Genomic DNA, 20,337 nt, shown 5'->3' with positions numbered 1-20,337 from the left:
GTGCCACGCTTTTGCCACAACACTAATGATGGCCAATATCAGCCAATTTCCTTAGCTTTTAATGGCAGTAATAGTATACACTGTTTTAGTTTATATATCCAGAATCTCTAATTATTATTTGAAATTATATCAAATAGCAAATCATGTTTGCCTCCCAATTTTTTTTTCAATCGCTGTTTGCTCTTTTTCACAGCATCAATCGTTACGCCAAGAAGACATGATATTTCGTAATTAGAATATTCTAATTTCTGCAGCATTATTATTTTTAGATTCGATTCTTTTAATTCGGGAAAATTCTCTGTTAGAGATTCATAAAACCCCCTGTGCTGCTTTTTAAATTCCTGTTTAAAGGCACTCCAGTTTTCCTCTGTCATTAAATGGGAATTTAGAATTTCCTGGAGTTTTACATTCTCATCTTCCACTTGTTTAGATGCCGAAATTTTAATTTCTTCAAGCTTATGCTCTAAAATGGAGATATGCCTGTTTTGATTCTCGAGATGTTTGGTATACGAATTTATATCAGAATTTGCATCGCTAAGTTTCTGTTCAAAAAGCAATCTGTCTTTTTCTATTTTTATTCTTTTCGTTTTTAATTTTTTATTTAAAGAATAGTAAGCAAGCAGGCTTAATGAAGTAATGAGAACCAAAACCGTAATAAAGATTCTATTTGATTTTGCTTCCTGTTCTAATTCCAATTGGATATTTTTAGCATCGTTTTCGTATTTCTTCTTTTGAATCAACCAATAGGATCTCTGCAGCACAGTGTTGCCATTTGTGCTGAGCAGATATTCTTCGATTGTTTTTAGCTGGCGTCTTAAAAGCAATTCCTTTTCGATATTCTTTCCATTTAAAAGGATAAGTTTTAATTCAATAATTTCTTTCAGCCAACTTCTGTAATATGATTTTGAACTGGCAATAGTTCCGGCCCTTTCCAGAATCCTTTGAGCCTGAACCGTATCATTAAGCTTTATGAGAATCTTAGCCAGCTGTATAGAAGCGTACATTTCATTTTTGTCAGTTTTGAATCTATGAGAGTAAAAAATATCTTTTTTCAAAAGACTGGCTGCCTCATTTAGATTCCCTTTTTTTTCACACACGATTGCCTTATCTCCCAAAATCTTAGCATATCTAATACTGTCATGCACTTTTAGGGCTATAGCTTCAGATTTATTAAAGAACTGCATTGCATTTGATAAATCATTATTCTTAAGATAACAATTTCCGATTGCATTCAGAACCCCTGCTGCGTCAGAAGAAGGTGTTTTCATGTACTGCAAAGATTTTTTATAGTATTTGATAGCAGAATCATCTTCAACGGTAGACATGATCCATCCAAAGAATTTGAAAGTTTCATCAGGCATAATCATTTTTGCCGGATCAATCTGACTGCTTTCCTCCATCGTTTTAAGAACAATCGGCGTTAGTTTGTCAATCTGGCAATAGAAATATAGATATTTAGAATAATTGAGCTGTGTCCAAATAATGAGACTTAAGTCATTCAGTTTTGTAGCTTCTTTTATAGAGGCCAAATAATAGTGCTCACTTCTTGCGTTTATTTTATCGAAGTATTTTGAAAAACCATTTGCAAGCAACGCCTGATATAAAATAAGCGATTTCTTATTTCGTGAATTTTGTAGAGAAGACAAACGTCTTTTAAGCTGAAGAGTGTCTTTTGTAGAATTGTTTTCCTGACGAATGATAGATTCAATATCCATCTTTGAATCTCTAGATAAAGAATATAGCTTTTGAGCGTTTAGCTGCTGAAAACAAATAAAGACATATAACACAAAAAAGAGCCTATTTTTTTTTGTACAGAAAATCATTTTGGAATTTGGGGGCTTAAATATGTTGCAAAAGTATAAAAAATACAATAATAGGATAATTGTATACTAATATTCGTGAGTGAAAAATACAGCTTTTAAATGACAATATAGCCTTGTTTAAAAATGTCTTTATTTTGTCCACCCCTATAAATTGTAAGTATAGCGACGAGATGCATATTTTCGGCCTCGAATTCGGATGCCCATTTAGGATTTCATTTTGCTTAGGTAATAAGCAATAAAAAATGCTAGCGAAAAAACGCTCAGCGCTTTATTTGGTATTCGAAGTGCAACTATAATTTTTCAAAACCAAAATATTTAATGCGTCGGAATATTGGCCAACAGGCTCAAAATTTTGCAACGTAAATAAATCAATTTTATCACTTACTTTTTATGGAAAAAAATTACTTATTGAATTTGATTTCTTTAACCTTTACATGGAGGATTTCTATGCAAAAGACCAGAACTCTCGGATGTTTTAAGAAAGTATCAAATCCGGCAAGAGGCAGACTTGCGGCCTTTTTCTTTTTGTTTACTATTTTGTTACAATCTCAGACAATACAATATGTAACGGTAAATGGTTCTGGAAATAGAGATGGAAGCTCATGGAGCAACGCTTCTGGTAACTTGCAGAAAACAATAAGTACAGCTGAACCCGGCACCCAAGTATGGATTGCCAAAGGAATATACACTCCCAAAGTAGCGTTAGCGCCCAACGAAAATCAACAGGACAGGAACAACACTTTTGGCCTAAAAAAAGATGTAAAACTATACGGAGGTTTTGCTGGTAATGAAACAGCGCTTGCACAAAGGAATATCACAACAAATGAAACCATTCTTAGTGGTAATCTGGGTGGCGGTAATCGCGCGCATCACGTAGTGCTTATCTACGCTATAGAAGAAAATGAGAATTACTACTTAGACGGTCTAACCATTAGTGATGGAAAAAGTGATTTAGCCGAATATTACAACATATCTCAAGAACTTAAGAGTATCTCTATGAATGATCAAATCAAGGAAAAATATCCAGATTGGTTTGTTTCAATGACAGAGAGCCCTTATTATAGCTATGCTTCAATGGGTTTGCAGTTGGCAGGAAAAAGCGGCTTGCCGGAAATATTTTCGGTTCCTGGAGGTGATATTAAAAAAACAGAAATACTCAATACATCATACCCAAAGAGTAATGGAGGTGGAATATACAACATCAAAGGGGTTTTAACATTAGAAAACGTAACATTTAAAAATAATCAGGGTATAACTGGTGCAGCAATTTGCTTGCAAGAAGGTGCCCGTGCCACTTTTAACAATTGTATATTTTCTGATAATAGAGCAACGGATAATGGTGGTGCAATCAGCAGCAGCGCCAGTTATTTAACTATCACAGGAGGAAGGTTCAATAATAACAGCGCAACGTTAGGAGGCGCTATTTCTGATTTGGGCGGAAAACTTTTTAGTATAAATAATGTTTCGTTTAATAGTAACCAAGCCTATAAAACCAAAATAGATAATGGATTTGGAGGAGCTATCTACATAGAAAAGGTAAATCAGGATAAGGCCTCATCGAGAATCATTGATAATTGCACTTTTGACAGCAACAGCGCAGAATTTGCAGGTGCTCTTTATGCAGACGAAAATATTACTAATCTTAAAATTACAAATTCTACATTTACTGGCAATAAAGCTTTAATGACGGCAACTAATACGCTTTCTGGAGGTGGAGGAGCGATTATTCTTCTTAAGGTTGTAAATGCAGAAATAACTTCGAATAATTTTAGTAACAACAAAGCTTCAAAAAGTTCGGGCGGGGTATGCATTATATCCCAAACGAGTGGTATTACACTTTCAGGAAATACGTTTTCAGGCAATGCTTCTTTATTGGGAGGAGCTTTATATCTAATTGAGAATAAAAATACAACTGCCGTAAATGGAAATACATTTACAGGAAACAGTGTTACAGATACAAGCAGTTATACTATTTCCGGATATGGAGGCGCCTTAGTATCTGCAAATGATAATAATATCAAGATTTCTGACAATATATTCACAGGAAATACTGCCTCCAAATTAGGAGGAGCAATTAATTTCGAAACGATTACGGCTAATTCTGTTATTAATAACAATACTTTCAATAGCAATAAGGCTTCTGAATTTGGAGGAGCAATATGTGCCAATGCTTTTTCTAATAAAATTACTACTAAGCTAAAAATAAACAGCAATAATTTCGAAAGCAATAACTCTACTAAACGAGGCGGGGGGATCTTCCTAGCTAATTATATTGCAACTGATATGCATAATAATTCATTCGTAGGAAATAAATCTAATATTGGAGCTGCCTTATATAATGAAAGTTATGCTGAAAGCCGGTTTTTCAACAATATTGTAAGAAATAATGTGGGGACTACAGATAGTGAAGGATATTCTGGCTGTATAATTGCCACATTTGAGGGAGTAAGCAAGTTGTATAACAATGTTTTCACAAAAAATGAAAGCTTTACAGCTATTTTTCAATCCAATTCAACTGTTGATTTTGTAAATAATACTATTTGGGACGAAGATTTGAGCTATGGTATTCATACGTTTAGTAAAAAGATTAAGATTTACAATAATATTCTCGAAGAGCTGAGTGCGTCAAGTACTTCAGTTGATGTTCAGAATAACTCTTTTAGGTATGATAGCCAAAATAATTTCGTTAATAAAAACAACAATATTAGAGAAACCAACTTATATTTTGCTGATGCTGCTAATCATAATTTTAACCTTACAGGCTGTAGCCCGCTCATAAATAGAGGAAATAGCACATTGTATGCCGCTGAATATCCAAATAATGATTTTTCTGGAAAGAATAGAAAAGTAAATACGATTGATATTGGTGCTTATGAAAATGAATTAGGTACTTCTGGCAAAACAATGCCAACTGTCGCTTCTACACAAGCTTTTTGTAATGAAGCCATCGTGAACGATTTAAAAGCAACTGGTTCAAACATTAAATGGTACAGTCAAGCTCAAGGAGGAAGTCCATTGGCGAGTAATACCTCTTTAAATTCAGGCAGCACTTATTATGCAAGCCAGACCGTTAATAATTGCGAGAGCGATAGAACAAGTGTTGTTGTTTCGATAAGTTCAACAGAGCCGCCAACTGCGCAATCTCCACAGAATTTTATTATTGGACAGCAAGGAGCTAAAATTGTTGTAAATGGCAGTAACTTGAAATGGTATTCGCAAGAAAATGGCGGAACAGGATCAACGGTGATTCCTTCTTTAAATATGACATCTGAAAATTCTGCTACCTATTGGGTTAGCCAGACCAATGCTAATAACTGTGAGAGCAGCAGAACTAGAGTAGTGGTTAATGTAACCAAAATACCTCTTACCATTAAGGCGATCAATAAAGTAAAAGTATTTGATGGAAATATCTACGGAAATAATAACTATTCTGTAACGTATTCTGGTTTTGAGACTGGCGATAGCGTTTCAAACAGTGTTTCTGGTTCTCTTGCTTTTTCTGGTAATGCTGCAACGGCAACAGAGCCTGGAATCTACAAAATTATTCCACAAGGAATCTCTTCTACTAAATACACGGTTCTGTTTGAAGAGGGAACGCTGGAAATAAAATCGAATTTGATTTTAAATGATAACACTTTGTATGTAAAACAAAACGGAAATGGAGATGGCTCTTCTTGGAACAGTTCTTTAAGTAATTTAGAACTTGCTTTAGCGAGAGCAGCAAATATCAACTCTGTACATAAAGAGGACAATGACCCTAAAAGAGTTAAAAAAATATTTGTTGCAAAAGGAACTTATCAATTGGCTTCAGGAAATTCATTTGTAATGCCAAAAAATATAGAAATATATGGCGGATTTGACCCTGAGAATGCTGTTACAAACTTAACACATCAGCGTATTACAGGGAATTTAAATGGAGGAAGTATTTTACGAGGTAATAATGCATCTGTAATTATAAATGATGACAATGGTTTAACAAGCACTGCTGTTCTGAATGGTTTTACTATTACAAACGGAAATGCTGCCAATGGTGGTGGTATTTACAATAAAAGAGTAGCAGCAAAATTTGAAAACTGTATCATAAGAACAAATAATGCTAGTGCAAACGGAGGAGCAGTATATAATGAAAATGCTACTGCAATGTTTGTTAACTGTTTGATTGTTAGTAATACGGCGCCTAATGGTGCCTCTATTTACAACAATGCATCGCTGCCAACATTGCTTAATGTTACAATTGCTGACAATACAGGTTCGCAAGGAGCAGCCTTATACAATTCAAATGGTTCTTCTGCGAGAATTGTAAATTCTGTTAGTGTAAAAAACAGTTCTGATATTGTCAATACTGCTAGTAATCCTACTTATGAGAACAGCTTAATACAGGGACGAAATGGCATTACCAATACCACAAGTGTTTTTGATGCCAATTATTCATTATTAATGGCTAGTCCTGCTTTAAATGCGGGTAATAATAATCCAGCCAATATTATTTTGCCCGCCAAAGATTTAAAGGGGAAATTCCGTATAATTGATACTAATGTTGACATTGGGGCTTTCGAGAGAAATAAGCCTCAGACCATAGCAGCTGCAGCAATTACAAAAAAATATGGCGACGAGCCATTTACGCATGGTACTGCATCTAGCGGACTGCCGCTTGAGTATGTCTCTTCTAGTAATACAGCTGTTGCAACAATTGAACAAGGGAAGATTAAGATTGTCAACGTTGGAACCGCCGTTATATCAATACAGCAATCAGGAAATGATAAAGAATTTGATGCTGTAGATGCAAATTTCACATTAACTGTTGATAAAAAACTATTGACGGTAAGTGCAGATGATAAAGTTAAAATTCAGGATAATACTGTATTTAATGGATTTACGGTTTCGTATTCTGGGTTTGTTTCAGGAGATATACCGGATAATAGTCTAAGCGGAAACCTACACTATAGCGGGACTGCAACAACTGCAACAGCTATAGGCGACAATTATATCATAACTCCGTCAGGATATACTTCATCCAAATATGAAATTGTCTACAATAACGGCAAGCTAAGAATTGAGCCGGACATCACATTAACTGATGGTACAATATACGTTAAGAAAGGTGCGACAGGGAATGGTACGTCTTGGAGCAATGCCTTAGGCGAAGTCAGAGATGCATTAGAAATTGCAAGAATAATTAATTCAAGTACAATTAAAGCAACAAAAATATTTGTTTCTGTCGGGCAATATAATTCTAATCATGGACAAACTTTTAATTTGGTTAAAGGAGTTAGTATGTACGGAGGTTTTGATCCTGATAATGGTATTACAGCAATTTCTCATAAAAGAAAATTTGGTCAGAGTATTCTTTCTCAAGAATCTAGAGGAAATAGAGTCATAACAAATGATAATAATGGTTTAACGAATGCCGATGTTATCGACGGATTTACAATTGGATCGTCTTATAGTAACAGTGCCAGTCAAGGAGGAGGAATTTATAATAGAAATAGTTCTCCTACTATTGTAAACTGTATTATTACGGACAATGCAATGTTTCCTTATCCTTATTATAAATTTAAAACATTTGGAGGTGGTGTATATAACGATAACAGTAGCCCTATACTTATAAACTGTATTATTAAAAATAATAAAGTTGGAGTTGATGGTGTATCAGATTCTGAATATTATGGGCATGGCTCAGCTATGTATAACGTTAATAATAGTAATCCAAAATTATATAACTGTACAATAACAGGAAATAAATCCATATCTAGAAACAATGAAGATGCTGCTGCCATCGTTAACGATGCAAGCTCTACAACCTCATTGTACAATTCTATTTATATGGATAATAACAAAGGGGTTTCTAGCAGAATAACATCATACAACAGTATTGTCCAAAAAGATGATAATATAGTAGAAGGTCTTTATAACGGTAGTGCAACCGTCGCTTTAGATGCCATTTTTAAAACTAATAGTACAGAACTAAAGGATGACAGCTACGCAAAAGACAGAGGATCTAATACATCTTATACTTTTAACAGCCTGTCAACGTATGATGTTAACGGATATGCTCGTTTAACAGGAACTATTGACGTTGGTGCTGAAGAATTGCGTGCAACTCAAAACATTACAGCTTCAGACTTGACGAAAACTTATGGAGAATTGGATTTTATTCATCCATCGGCAACAGCAGCTGGCGGCTTACCATTAACCTACAGTAAAAGCAGTGATGTTAATGTTGCAACAATAAAAGACGGTAAAATTCATATAGCAAATACCGGTTCAGCCACCATAACTATCACTCAGGCTGGTAATGAAAATTTTCTCCCGACAGAAAAGACTTTTGCTATGACAGTAACAAAGGCTGTCTTAACTGTAAAAGCAAATGACAAGACTAAAATTGCTAACAATTTAGCCATGTCAACTGCGGATTATGATGTAAACTATACAGGTTTTGTTAATGGAGACGATAGCTCTAAACTCACAGGCTCTCTAGTTTATTCAGGAAATGCTGTAGGCAAAACAGAAGTTGGCATTTACACCAATGGTATCACGCCAAGCGGATTATCATCTAATAATTATGATTTTGTCTATCAAAATGGAACTTTAAAAATTCTGCCTAGCACTGCACTAGTAGATAAAATCTTATATGTAAAAGAAGGCACAGTTGGCGGAGATGGTTCTTCATGGGAATTAGCTTTAAATGATTTATCGCTGGCATTGCGCTATGCAAGCATTCTTAACAGCGAAACACCAAATACGGTAAATAAAATCTATGTGGCTAAAGGTACTTATACACCAAAATACAGTGCCAGAGATAATTCTAATTTTATTGATGAAGGAAGAGACAATAGTTTCCTATTATTGGATGGGGTTAAACTATATGGTGGTTTTGATGGAAATATTGCTAACGAAAGTATAGATGCCCGACATATTCAAGAGAATAAAACCATTCTAGACGGTCAATCCTTAATCAATCATATTATTACAGTTTCTAATGCGGCGGGCAATAACGAAATTGATGGTTTCACTATCACAAAAGGGACGGCCGGATATGCAGGTCATGGGTCTGAAGGAACTGTGATGGTAAACGGAAAATTGATTACAAGAGAATATGGCGGTGGTATACGTGTACACAGCTCAAACGTTACCATAAAAAACTGTACTCTTTCAGAAAACTCTTCAGGTTATAGAGCTGGTGGTATTTATGCGACAGACAATTCAAACGTTTCTGTATACAATACACTTTTTTATGGTAATTCGGCTTATCACTTTGGTGCAGGCGGTACTTCTATAGCAATAAGCGATGCAAACGTAAAAGTCGTTAATACTACTTTTGGAGATAATTTAGGTGATTCATCTCATATTATGACATTTGGAACTTCTACTCTAGAAGTGTTGAACTCTATTTTTAGAGACAACCAAGGCAACAATGATATCAGCAAAATAGCGGGAACAGTTACCATTAAAAACTCTCTGCTCTCTAAAGCACAGCTACAATATGGTGGAATGGCTTTAGCAAATAATCTCTACGCACAGCCTGCTGATTTTATGGATGTAACTAAAAATAACTTTGCTTTAAAAACAACATCCGTAGCAATCAATAAAGGAGATAACACGTTGTATAACACATTGATTGCAGGTAATAGAGATATTGCTAGTAACAGTCGTTTTCTAAGTACGACTATAGATATGGGATGTTTTGAATCTAAAATAGGGCAGACGATTAATGTAAATGATGTCACTAAAAAATACACAGATAGTGACTTTGTAGCAGGAAGCGCATCAAGCGGTTTGGAGCCCCTTACTTACAGTAGCGACAACAAAGCTGTGGCATACATCACAAAGGACAATAAAATAAGTATTTCAGGTGTCGGACAAGCTATGATAACAGTCACTCAAAATGGAGATGAAACCTACGCGGCTGCTACTAAAAGCTTTAGGCTTACGGTTGAAAAAGGAGATTTCGCCGCTGCCCTACCAGCACAAACCTATACTTACGATGGCTCAGAAAAATATCTTAACGTTACAGGTCTGCCAGCAGGAGCAACTGTATCTTATGAAGGCAATGGACAAATAAATGCAGGAGAATATGTAGTTACAGCAAATATTAGTGGAGGTCAATACTATAATGACAGTACTATTTCTAATACCCTTAAAATAAATAAAAAGAACCTTTCAGGCATTTCATTTAATCAAAAAAACTTTACTTATGACGGTTTTGATAAACATCCAGAAGTATCGGGAACTTTACCTGAAGGAGTAAATGTGGTATACTCTAACACCCAGAAGAATGCTGGCGTTTATAATGATATCAAAGCAGCAATTTCGGGCTCTAATTACAATGTGCTGGAATTGACCACTTCTATGACGATTAATAAAGCTGATCTTTCGGGCGCAATATTTTTATTAGAAAAAGAAGAAGTTTACGATGGTACGCCTAAAAGATTATCTCTCGACGGAACGCTTCCGGATGGAGTTACAGCAACTTATGCAAATAATGATAATGTAAATATTGGTTCTTATAACGTTACAGTCAATATTAATGGAGGAATAAATTATAATAATAAACAGCTTATTGCCAAATTACAAATTGTAAAAGGCAATTTGACAACCAATGCAGTTTTAGCAGCCAACACCTTCGTGTATGATGGAAGCGAGAAATCATTAACCATTCAAGGTGCTCTTCCTGATGGGGTAGTGGTAAATTATTCTAACAACAATAAAAAAGATGTTGGAAACTATAAGGTTTACGCCGTATTAAGCAAACCAAATTTTAAGGATCAAATTATAGAAGGCGATTTGATTATAGAACCAAAATCTATAAATGTTAAAGTACAGGGAGAAATATCAAAAGTGTACAATGCAAATGCCGTTGCGTCCTTAAATGCCGATAATTTTGCTTTGGAAGGTGTGGTAGATAATGATGATGTAATCTTGCTCAATCCTGTAGCTGGTGATTTGGACAATAAAAATATAGGAAAAAACAAAGTCTTGACCATCAATTCGTTAAAGCTTTCAGGAAACGACTCTAAAAACTATATATTAAGTGCTGCTTCAGTCACCGCGGCTATTGGAGAAGTTAAACCTAAAGAATTAACCGTTGCATTAAAAGGAAATGCCGAAAAGATTTATGACGCAACAACCAAAGCGGTTTTAGCAGATGAAAATTATAAACTTGATGGAGTTTTAGACAACGACGTAGTAACATTAAATAATCCATCATTAGGAGAATATGATTCGAAGGACGTTGGAATAAATAAAACCGTAACGGTAAGCAACTTAGCAATCAGTGGAGATGACGCTTCAAATTATCTGCTAAACTCGCTAACAGTTTCTTCAAAAATTGGTGAAATTACAACTCAAGCAATTACAGTAACTGCCGACGCTTCACAAACAAAAGTGTATGGTGACGCTGAACCAACTTTAGACTTTACTGTTACTCCTAATCTGGTAAATGGTGAAACATTCACAGGAACCTTGAAGAGAACCGCGGGTGAAGATGTAGGAACTTATGCAATAGCACAAGGAACTTTGAGTGCAGGTGGCAATTATAGTCTTACCTACGTGGCTGCTGGCTTTACGATTACGGCAAAACCAATTACAGTAACCGCCGATGCATCGCAGGCAAAAGTGTATGGTAAAACCGATCCAGCTTTTACCTATTCGGTTTCGCCAAGTTTGGTGGCAAATGATGCTTTCTCTGGTGTTTTAGAAAGAGAAATTGGAGAGAACGTCGGGACTTATGCAATCAATCAGGGAACACTGACAGCGGGTGCCAACTATGCGATTACGTACACTGGAAACGACTTTGAAATCACTGCCAAAACAATTGCAGTAACGGCTGATTCGCAGACAAAAGTATATGGAGAGACTGATGCCGTTTTGACGTATTCTTTTGCACCAGATTTAGAAAATGGAGATTCATTCGCAGGTGTTCTGAAAAGAGCGGTTGGAGAAGCTGTAGGAAATTATGCAATAGCGCAAGGAACTTTGAGTGCTGGGTCTAATTACGCCATTACGTATGCTGGCAATGATTATACGATTACAGCCAAACCTGTCACGGTAACGGCTGATGCTTCTCAAAATAAAATTTACAGCGAGTCAGATCCAGTTTTTACCTATTCGGTTTCGCCAAATCTAGTTGGGACTGATGTTTTCACAGGATCTTTATCTAGAGCAGTGGGCGAAAATGTAGGTTCTTATGCCATCGGGCAAGGAAGCTTGAGCGCCGGATCTAATTACGCTATAACTTTTGAAGGCAGCGATTTTGAAATTACGCCAAAAGCAATTAAGGTAACGGCTGATGCTTCTCAAAATAAAATTTACGGAGAAACAGATCCTGTTTTCAGTTATGTAGCAAGCGAAGCTTTAGGAAGCGGAAATGCTTTCAGCGGCAGCATAATCAGAACAAAGGGGGAGAATGTGGGAACTTACGATTATGCTATTGGCAGTTTGACAGCAGGAACGAACTATACTGTAACTTTGGTTGGTTCAACTACCTTCGCAATTAAAGCAAAACCAATCGCGGTAACCGCCGATGCATCGCAGGCAAAAGTGTACGGTAAAACCGATCCAGCTTTAACCTATTCGGTTTCGCCAACTTTGGTGGCAAATGATGCTTTCTCTGGTGCTCTAACGAGAGAGATTGGAGAGAACGTGGGGACATATGCAATCAATGAGGGAACACTGACAGCGGGTGCCAACTATGCGATTACGTATACTGCAAACGACTTTGAAATCACTGCCAAAACAATTGCAGTAACGGCCGATTCGCAGACAAAAGTATATGGAGAGACTGATGCCGTTTTGACGTATTCTTTTGCACCAGATTTAGAAAATGGAGATTCCTTCACAGGAGATTTAAAAAGAGCGGTTGGAGAAGCTGTAGGAACTTATGCAATAGCACAAGGAACTTTGAGCGCCGGATCTAATTACGCCATTACTTTTGAAGGCAGCGATTTTGAAATTACGCCAAAAGCAATCACGGTAACGGCTGATGCTTCTCAAAATAAAATTTACAGCGAGTCAGATCCAGCTTTTGCCTATTCGGTTTCGCCAAATCTAGTTGGGACTGATGTTTTCACAGGATCTTTATCTAGAGCAGTGGGCGAAAATGTAGGTTCTTATGCCATCGGGCAAGGAAGCTTGAGCGCCGGATCTAATTACGCCATTATTTTTGAAGGCAGCGATTTTGAAATTACGCCAAAAGCAATCACCGTAACGGCTGATGCTTCTCAAAATAAAATTTACGGAGAAACAGATTCTGTTTTCAGTTATTTAGCAAGCGAAGCCTTAGTAAGCGGAAATGCTTTCAGCGGCAGCCTAATCAGAACAAAGGGGGAGAATGTGGGAACTTACGATTATGCTATTGGCAGTTTGACAGCAGGAACGAACTATACTGTAACTTTGGTTGGTTCAACTACCTTCGCTATTAAAGCAAAACCAATCGCGGTAACCGCCGATGCATCGCAGGCAAAAGTGTATGGTACAGCAGATCCAGCTTTTACCTATTCGGTTTCGCCAAGTTTGGCAGGAAATGATGCTTTCTCTGGTGCTCTAACGAGAGAGATTGGAGAGAACGTTGGGACTTATGCAATCAATCAGGGAACACTGACAGCGGGTGCCAACTATGCAATTACGTTCAAGGGCAGTGATTTTGAAATTACCAAAGCAGATCAAGTAATCACTTGGAATCAAATATTAGCATCAAATTGTGAAGGAGAAACGACCACAGTTCTAACTGCTAGTTCAAATAGTGGTTTGCCGATAGTGTATGCTTCATCTAATACCGATGTGGTAACGATTTCAGATGATCAACTGATTTTTAATAGTCCTGGTTCGGCAACGATAACAGCGTCGCAAGCGGGTAATAATAATTACAATCCTGCTAAAAATATAGTATTGCCAGTTTTAAATAGCCAGCCGAATTTGATCAGACAACAGTTTATTGATGTCATCTTCTTTGACAATAGTTCAAAAGAATTTAAATCCTACTCTTGGTACAAAGATGGTGTTCTAATAGCAGGTCAGAATTTACAGTATTATAAAGAAGCAGGCGGTCTCAACGGGACATATTATGCAGTTGCAACAAAAATTGACGGAACAATAATCACTTCTTGTCCATTAACTTTATCATCAACGACAACGGTCGAGACCATTAGAGTGTTTCCTAATCCTGTAAAAAGAAATGCTAGTTATCAATTGGTTACCAATTTAGAAGCCGCAAAAATGAAAAATGCCTTTATCGAGGTGTTTAGTATGAATGGGTCGCTAGTGGATCAAAAGACTACTAATGAAAACGAAACTACAATGCAGTCTCCACATGTTGAAGCTGTTTATATCGTGAGAATCACTTTATCAAATGGCAAAACTTTTACAAAAAATCTTTTGGTAAAAAACTAGCATAATAAAAGTGTATGAAATCCCCATTTTTTATAGAATGGGGATGGATTATAGTAAAAATAAAATATATGAAATTCAATAAAAAATGCATACTGGTAATTACTGCAATTTTGTTCTCTACGATTGCCAGTGCTCAGTTTTACGCGGGTGTACAAATAGGAGCAGCTAACCTTGAAAGTAACGTGGAGGGAACAAAAGCAGAAACTTCAGTGGGAGGAGCGGTAAAAGTAGGCTACGTTTATTCTTTCACAAAAAACATCGGAATAGGATCGGGTATAGAATTTTCGCAATACAAGCAAAATGTAGCTTTGATTTCGTCTTCCAGCACATTGACAAATTATGAAGTAGATGCTTCTGGTTCGGCATTTATTTATAATGTCACAACTAGTAATTATAAAGAAAAACAAACATTGCACGCCGTTCAAATTCCGCTTTTTGTGCAGATTAAAACTAACATTAATAAAGGAATAGATTTTAATTTTAGGGCAGGGGTAAAGTATTTTTTGCCTGTCATGTATAAAATAAATGCGGCTGCAGATAACGTAACTGGCACGGCTTATTACCCAGATTTTAATTTGCCAATCGATAATTTACCTGAATACGGAATAGGACAGCAAAGCACTTATGCCGCGAAAGGAGAATATGATACAAAAGGAATTTTTATGAGTTCTTTCGAGTTAGGATTTACCTTTGATATGGGAAAAAAGAATGCCTTGTACACAGCTATGTTTCTCGAAAAGGGGTACGGAACGATACTTGACCAAGATAAAAATCAGTCTTATGTAGGTTTTAATCCGATGTCAACGACCGATAGAAAAGCGAACGGCCTTTACAGTACGCAACAAAATGCCAAAATTACGCCAGTAGCTTTTGGTTTGACTTTAGGATGGAATTTCTGCTACTAATAAACACTATAAACAAATAGGATTTATTAATCTAGTAAAAAAAATCTTTATTAATAAAAGTTGAAAAATATCAATTTGAAGCCAGTGGAGGAAGAGGTTCCGCTTTGACCATAGTAAATACGAGGTTTTACATTATTATTTAAAAGCAGTCATAGAAAAAAGTGCGCCTCATAATTTCATCCAATTTTCACATAGTTGTTAGTTTCTTTTTATCTGTATAAGTTTCGAACTTAAGCATGTTACATCTTGATTTTCCTGGATTTCTTATTTTTCAGAAACACCATGTGCCATGATTTTGCCACAAAGCTTAGAACAGTAATTTATAACATTTTTTCAATTATAAAAATCTGTTTTTATTCTGACAGGAACAGGACAAATTTCAACATCTTTTTTGGATGATTTGAAGAAATTGGCTTGCCATATTTAGGGTCTGTCCTCAATTGGAATTGTAAATTTGATTTGGATGCCCTGTTGGGGGTTGATGTAATCTATCAAATTTTCATAAGTCTTTACAAAATGTTCTTGGACATTTTATTATTTGTAAAAGACACTCTTATACTTTTTTTAATAAAGAGGTATAAACTGGTAAATAGGCTGTATTTTTTACCCTAAATTTCAAACAGTTGAAAACATCTATAAAATTTGCATTAGCTTTTGTAGCAGAGAAGGTGTCAAATTTGATGAGGCAAATGTAAAAAATGCGCCAATTGATTTCAATTAACGCATTTTTGCTTAAAAAAATAACAAGCAGTATTAGCTGTTTTTCTCTTTTATTATTTTAGTGTTAAGGTATTCATGTTAGTAATCTGGCCATTCACGACCACTACATTAGGAACAACCAAAGCTGGCAATTGCGAAGCAGCATCTGGCGTAATGGTTACAGAATACGTCCCAGCCGCGATACCGTTTAGCTGAAACGCTCCCGATTCATCTGTATAAGCCGAAACAGTTGTGTCCCCAACCTGAACCGATATTACAGCCTGGAAGCTGAAAGGCGTAATTATTCCTTTGATAATCCCAGATGCAGCAGCCGTGGACACTCTGATTACAGGATGCAGATTGTAGCCGCCGGAACCGCCTGCTTCTACAACAACGGAATGCTCGACATCAAAATCAAGTAAAAAATCATACGTTACGCCAGCTGTCAAAGTTTGGTTTACTTTTAATTTTAAGCCAGACTGCTGCGCGCTTGGCGTTTTTAAAGGATAAGTCACGCCGTCTTTAACAACAGTGTTCTTATCTCCAAGAATTAATCGCATCTGGCCTAAATATCCAGATGGAACTTCGTTCTCTGCCAAAAGCACATTTACACCGCCAGTTAAATCCAATAAATTATATATTCCCGGTTTAATATTTCCTATACTAACCCATCCATCTTCGCCAGTTTCAGAGCTGCTTTTAATTCTAACGTCCAATACTTCAACGTTTACCTGATCGTAATCACCCGGTGCATCTGTCATTCGCACGCTTACTTTTGATGTCTGCGGCCCATCATTACCATCACTGCTGCACCCTGTAAGCAATAGGGTAAATAATGAAGCCAAAAGGAAAATTCTACATTTGGTGTTTGCTTTTTTCATTAGTTTCTTCTTTTTTTAAGTTAGTTAATTAATAACGCATTTCAAAATTGGTTTAGTATGTTAATTATGCATTTGTAGGATGTCTTAATGGAATATTAAGGAAAATGATATTAACATAGCATCTGAATGTCAAAATATTTTAATAACTGGACGCTGCAATTGGAAATGGAAAAGAGGCTCGCTAATGCTGGAAGTTAATCTTGCATGTGTGGGTTGAAGTTTTTTAGAGCTTTAGTATTTCTCTTTAATAGTATTCCAAAAATGGGTATATTTGTCTTGTAACCATCAAAAAAAACTTTTTATGCAAAACCGAAAAAATAAAATACTCGGGAGCGTCCTGTCTGTGCTTGCTGCTTTACTGCTTAGCGGCTGCAGTGCGCATATCCATACCTCCTCAGGCAAGGTGCCTCCAGGGCAGGCAAAAAAAATGACGGGGGATAAAAGCGCGAAAGCCTATGCTCCAGGACAGCAGAAAAAGAATTAGAAGCCGCACTTATTTATAGCAGGCATATAGGCATTGCAAAAAGCCTATGGTCTAAGCCCTTCATTTCAAAGCTTAGATTCCCGGCAAAGCCCTATAAAGCCGCTCGCAATAAAGAAATAGAGCGGGCTAAAACTACGGATTGGATTTAAGTTTGCAGCCTGGTGATTTTGTTTTTATTTGCTGCTCTGCAGGCATGCTTGCTTTTAACTTTTTTAGCAGGACAATTGTTCATCGTTTAAAAAGGAATATTTTTGTCACTGCAGCTTAGATACTTGAAAAACAAGGCATTTATTAAAACATTATTGCACACAATTTAGTTTTTATGCCTTTGTGCCACAGCTACAGATAAGCCAAAAAATAGCCTAGAACAGCGCCCAGTATAACCACTAGGGCGCTGTTTATTTTTTTTAGCTTAAAAATGGCAATGCAGCTGATAGCGGCAATTGCAATAGTACGCCAATCGGTAATGGCTTCATTTGCCATGGCTAGGCATACGGCAGCGATAAGCGCTATAGAAGCCACATTAACAGCATCCATAAACACGGCCAGTCCTTTTGAAGTGCGCAATTTTTTCATCAGCTGATGAAGCAGGGCAACAAAAATAAAAGACGGCAGAAAAATTGCAATGGTTGAGATTGCCGCTCCCGAAAGACCATTGATCTGATAGCCGATAAAAGTTACTGATGAGAACAGCGGCCCGGGCGTAAACTGGCCAATTGCAATGGCATCTATAAGCTGCTGTTTTGTGAGCAGCCCCTTTGCAGCGAGTTCTGTATCTAAAAAGGCAAAAAGAACATATCCGCTTCCGTAAAGAATGGCACCTATTTTAAGAAAGATTAAAAAAAGTTTAGAATCTACCCCTGAGCAAAAGGCAGTTTGAGGTATAGCCATCAAGGCAAATGGAGTAAAACTTTGCAGTTTGTCTGTTCTCATTTTTTGAATGTAAAAAACAGCAGATGAAAGCAGGCCTGATCCAAACAGCAGACAAATTTCGTTAATTCCTAAAATGGATGCAGTAAGGACAGTTATTGCGATCAGACCCAAAAGTAAAGATTTTATCGATTTTACGGCTAGGGGATAAACTGCCCCAATAATTATGGCTATGACTGCCGGTTTGATTCCGTAAATGAAAGGCTGCACTTGTGGGAGCTGTCCATAGCTGCGGTACAAATAGGCAAAAAATCCTGTGATAAGAACCGCAGGCATGATAAAACAGAACCCGGCGACAAGAAGTCCTTTCCAGCCTCCTTTTATATAACCGATATGGATTGCCATCTCGGTGCTGTTGGGGCCGGGAATAAGGCTAGTTGCTCCAATCAGATCCAGAAAATGCTGCTCGGCCATCCATTTACGTTTTATAACCACTTCCTCGTGCATCATCGCAATATGTGCAGCAGGACCTCCAAAGCCAATAGTTCCCAGCTTTATGAATACTTGAAAAATTTCTTTTAGATTTGCATTATGCTCCATTTTTTTTACTCAAATTCTGCCATGGACCACCTCCCGGCACGTTTAATAAACAGAAACTATTTTCAAGCATCGCCCGATCGGTACGGCTTACATGCACCATTTTCCAAGAGCCTTTATTTATTAATAAATATTTTGCATTTGGCATCGTAAATGTCTGTAATCATTGTGGCTACAAGAGGAATGCTTGTTTGTTTTGCAGTGAATTCGATCAGAATAAGAAATGCCGCAGAATATTTCAAACCAGCCCTCGAAGATTCCTAATAATTCAGATTCTGGCAAGCTTATTTTTTGTAAGCGCTCTGCGCCAAGAAGGAAAGAAAATAAATATTTTTGAATGCCTTCTGAAAGGAAGACAATGCCAATCATAAAACGAATCAGCAGTGTAGTTTTTGGCCCGTCTGTCTGAATTATTTTTTCGAATATCATGATGCCTTTTATTTTTGCTTATTTTAATTTATAATCAAAAAAACATACTGTTTTTATCCAATGTCTTTTTAAATAACAAACACTTTTTCAGAAACACCAGTTACAATATAAAAAGTATAAACACTATTTCTAAATCTGTGGATTTTGTTGTCTGTTTTCTGCAGAAGGCTGCGTAAGAATAATTACGAATTCTTAGCGGTTTTTAAAAATACTTTGACCTAAACCAGAATGCAAGGTTTACTAATGCAATTAAAGCCGGCACTTCTACAAGAGGTCCTATTACTCCAGCAAATGCCTGCCCGCTGTTTATACCAAACACACCGATTGCCACGGCAATTGCCAGTTCAAAATTATTGCCCGTAGCGGTAAAAGCCATAGATGCAGCTTGTGAATAATCAGCGCCAAAATATTTTCCTGTAAAAAAACTGATGATAAACATCAAAGTAAAGTAAATCACAAGCGGCAAGGCAATGCGCACAACGTCCATAGGAATCTGAACAATCAGTTCTCCCTTTAGAGTGAACATTACAATGATTGTAAAGAGTAAAGAAATAAGAGTAATTGGCGAGATTAAAGGCATATACTTGTTTTTGAACCATTGAGAGCCTTTCAGGGCTGTCAGAGTATAACGGCTTATGATCCCCAACGCAAAAGGAATCCCTAAATAGATGCCCACACTCTCGGCAATCTGTGCAATGCTGATGTTTACCTCAAAACCATCATATCCAAAATAGGGAGGCAGGATGGTTATAAAGATATAAGCATAGACGCTGTAAAACAGCACCTGAAATATACTGTTAAGTGCAATAAGTCCTGCAGCATATTCCCTATTACCGTCTGCCAGATCATTCCATACCACAACCATTGCTATGCAGCGTGCCAGACCAATAAGGATTACCCCAATCATGTATTCTGGGTATCCGTTCAAAAACAGCAGCGCCAATAAAAGCATTAAGACAGGGCCTACAATCCAATTTAGGAATAATGATGCTCCCAAGACTTTTGTATTTTTGAAAACCTGTCCCATCTGCTCATATTTTACCTTTGCCAGAGGCGGGTACATCATCAGGATGAGTCCTATTGCCAATGGAATGTTTGTTGTCCCGCTGGAGAAGGAATTGATAAAATCCCCGCTTGAAGGAATAAAGTATCCTATTGCTACGCCTATAGCCATAGCAAGGAAGATCCAAAGGGTTAAAAATCGGTCAAGGAAGCTTAATTTTTTGCGTCCGACGACTGGTGTACAGTTATCTGCTGACATT

The 20,337-nt window shown here is 36.8% G+C and carries 7 protein-coding genes; 2 read left to right on the top strand and 5 right to left on the bottom strand.

What is annotated here, in order from left to right:
- Positions 1-107: 107 nt before the first annotated feature.
- Positions 108-1,715: a hypothetical protein gene (locus tag EG814_RS09200; RefSeq protein ID WP_125721128.1), complete on the bottom strand. Its 1,608-nt coding sequence runs from the start codon at positions 1,713-1,715 to the stop codon at positions 108-110.
- 555 nt (positions 1,716-2,270) lie between these two features.
- Here EG814_RS09200 and EG814_RS09195 point away from each other — a divergent pair.
- Together EG814_RS09195 and EG814_RS09190 are read left to right on the top strand one after the other, a co-directional pair.
- Positions 2,271-14,210 carry an MBG domain-containing protein gene (locus tag EG814_RS09195; RefSeq protein ID WP_164515300.1) on the top strand — a complete coding sequence of 3,980 codons (11,940 nt, stop codon included), beginning with the start codon at positions 2,271-2,273 and terminating at the stop codon, positions 14,208-14,210.
- Between the two features lie 68 nt (positions 14,211-14,278).
- Positions 14,279-15,115, top strand: coding sequence for an outer membrane beta-barrel protein (locus EG814_RS09190; RefSeq protein ID WP_164515299.1), 837 nt, complete (start codon positions 14,279-14,281; stop codon positions 15,113-15,115).
- 773 nt (positions 15,116-15,888) lie between these two features.
- Here EG814_RS09190 and EG814_RS09185 read toward each other — a convergent pair.
- The 4 genes from EG814_RS09185 to arsB all read right to left on the bottom strand — a co-directional run bounded on the left by EG814_RS09185 (position 15,889) and on the right by arsB (position 20,336).
- The gene (locus tag EG814_RS09185) at positions 15,889-16,695 is read right to left on the bottom strand and encodes a DUF4382 domain-containing protein (RefSeq protein WP_125721122.1); all 807 of its coding nucleotides are present in this window, start codon (positions 16,693-16,695) and stop codon (positions 15,889-15,891) included.
- Between the two features lie 823 nt (positions 16,696-17,518).
- Positions 17,519-18,649 carry a chromate efflux transporter gene (gene chrA / locus EG814_RS09175; RefSeq protein WP_125721118.1) on the bottom strand — a complete coding sequence of 377 codons (1,131 nt, stop codon included), beginning with the start codon at positions 18,647-18,649 and terminating at the stop codon, positions 17,519-17,521.
- Positions 18,650-18,769: 120 nt separating this feature from the next.
- Positions 18,770-19,075 carry a DoxX family protein gene (locus tag EG814_RS09170; RefSeq protein ID WP_125721116.1) on the bottom strand — a complete coding sequence of 102 codons (306 nt, stop codon included), beginning with the start codon at positions 19,073-19,075 and terminating at the stop codon, positions 18,770-18,772.
- A gap of 202 nt (positions 19,076-19,277) precedes the next feature.
- Entirely contained in the window at positions 19,278-20,336 is a 1,059-nt protein-coding gene (gene arsB / locus EG814_RS09165; protein WP_125721114.1) for an ACR3 family arsenite efflux transporter, read from the bottom strand.
- Position 20,337: the final 1 nt, after the last annotated feature.

Origin of the sequence: Flavobacterium ustbae, assembly GCF_003946915.1 — a bacterium.
GTDB classification, from domain to species: domain Bacteria; phylum Bacteroidota; class Bacteroidia; order Flavobacteriales; family Flavobacteriaceae; genus Flavobacterium; species Flavobacterium ustbae.
This window is presented reverse-complemented; position numbering and strand designations above follow the sequence as displayed.

Coding starts and splice junctions, on each gene's coding strand:
- chrA (WP_125721118.1), bottom strand. CDS start 18,649: ATGGAGCATAATGCAAATCTAAAAGAAATTTTTCAAGTATTCATAAAG.
- EG814_RS09190 (WP_164515299.1), top strand. CDS start 14,279: ATGAAATTCAATAAAAAATGCATACTGGTAATTACTGCAATTTTGTTC.
- EG814_RS09195 (WP_164515300.1), top strand. CDS start 2,271: ATGCAAAAGACCAGAACTCTCGGATGTTTTAAGAAAGTATCAAATCCG.
- EG814_RS09200 (WP_125721128.1), bottom strand. CDS start 1,715: ATGGATATTGAATCTATCATTCGTCAGGAAAACAATTCTACAAAAGAC.
- EG814_RS09185 (WP_125721122.1), bottom strand. CDS start 16,695: ATGAAAAAAGCAAACACCAAATGTAGAATTTTCCTTTTGGCTTCATTA.
- arsB (WP_125721114.1), bottom strand. CDS start 20,336: ATGTCAGCAGATAACTGTACACCAGTCGTCGGACGCAAAAAATTAAGC.
- EG814_RS09170 (WP_125721116.1), bottom strand. CDS start 19,075: ATGATATTCGAAAAAATAATTCAGACAGACGGGCCAAAAACTACACTG.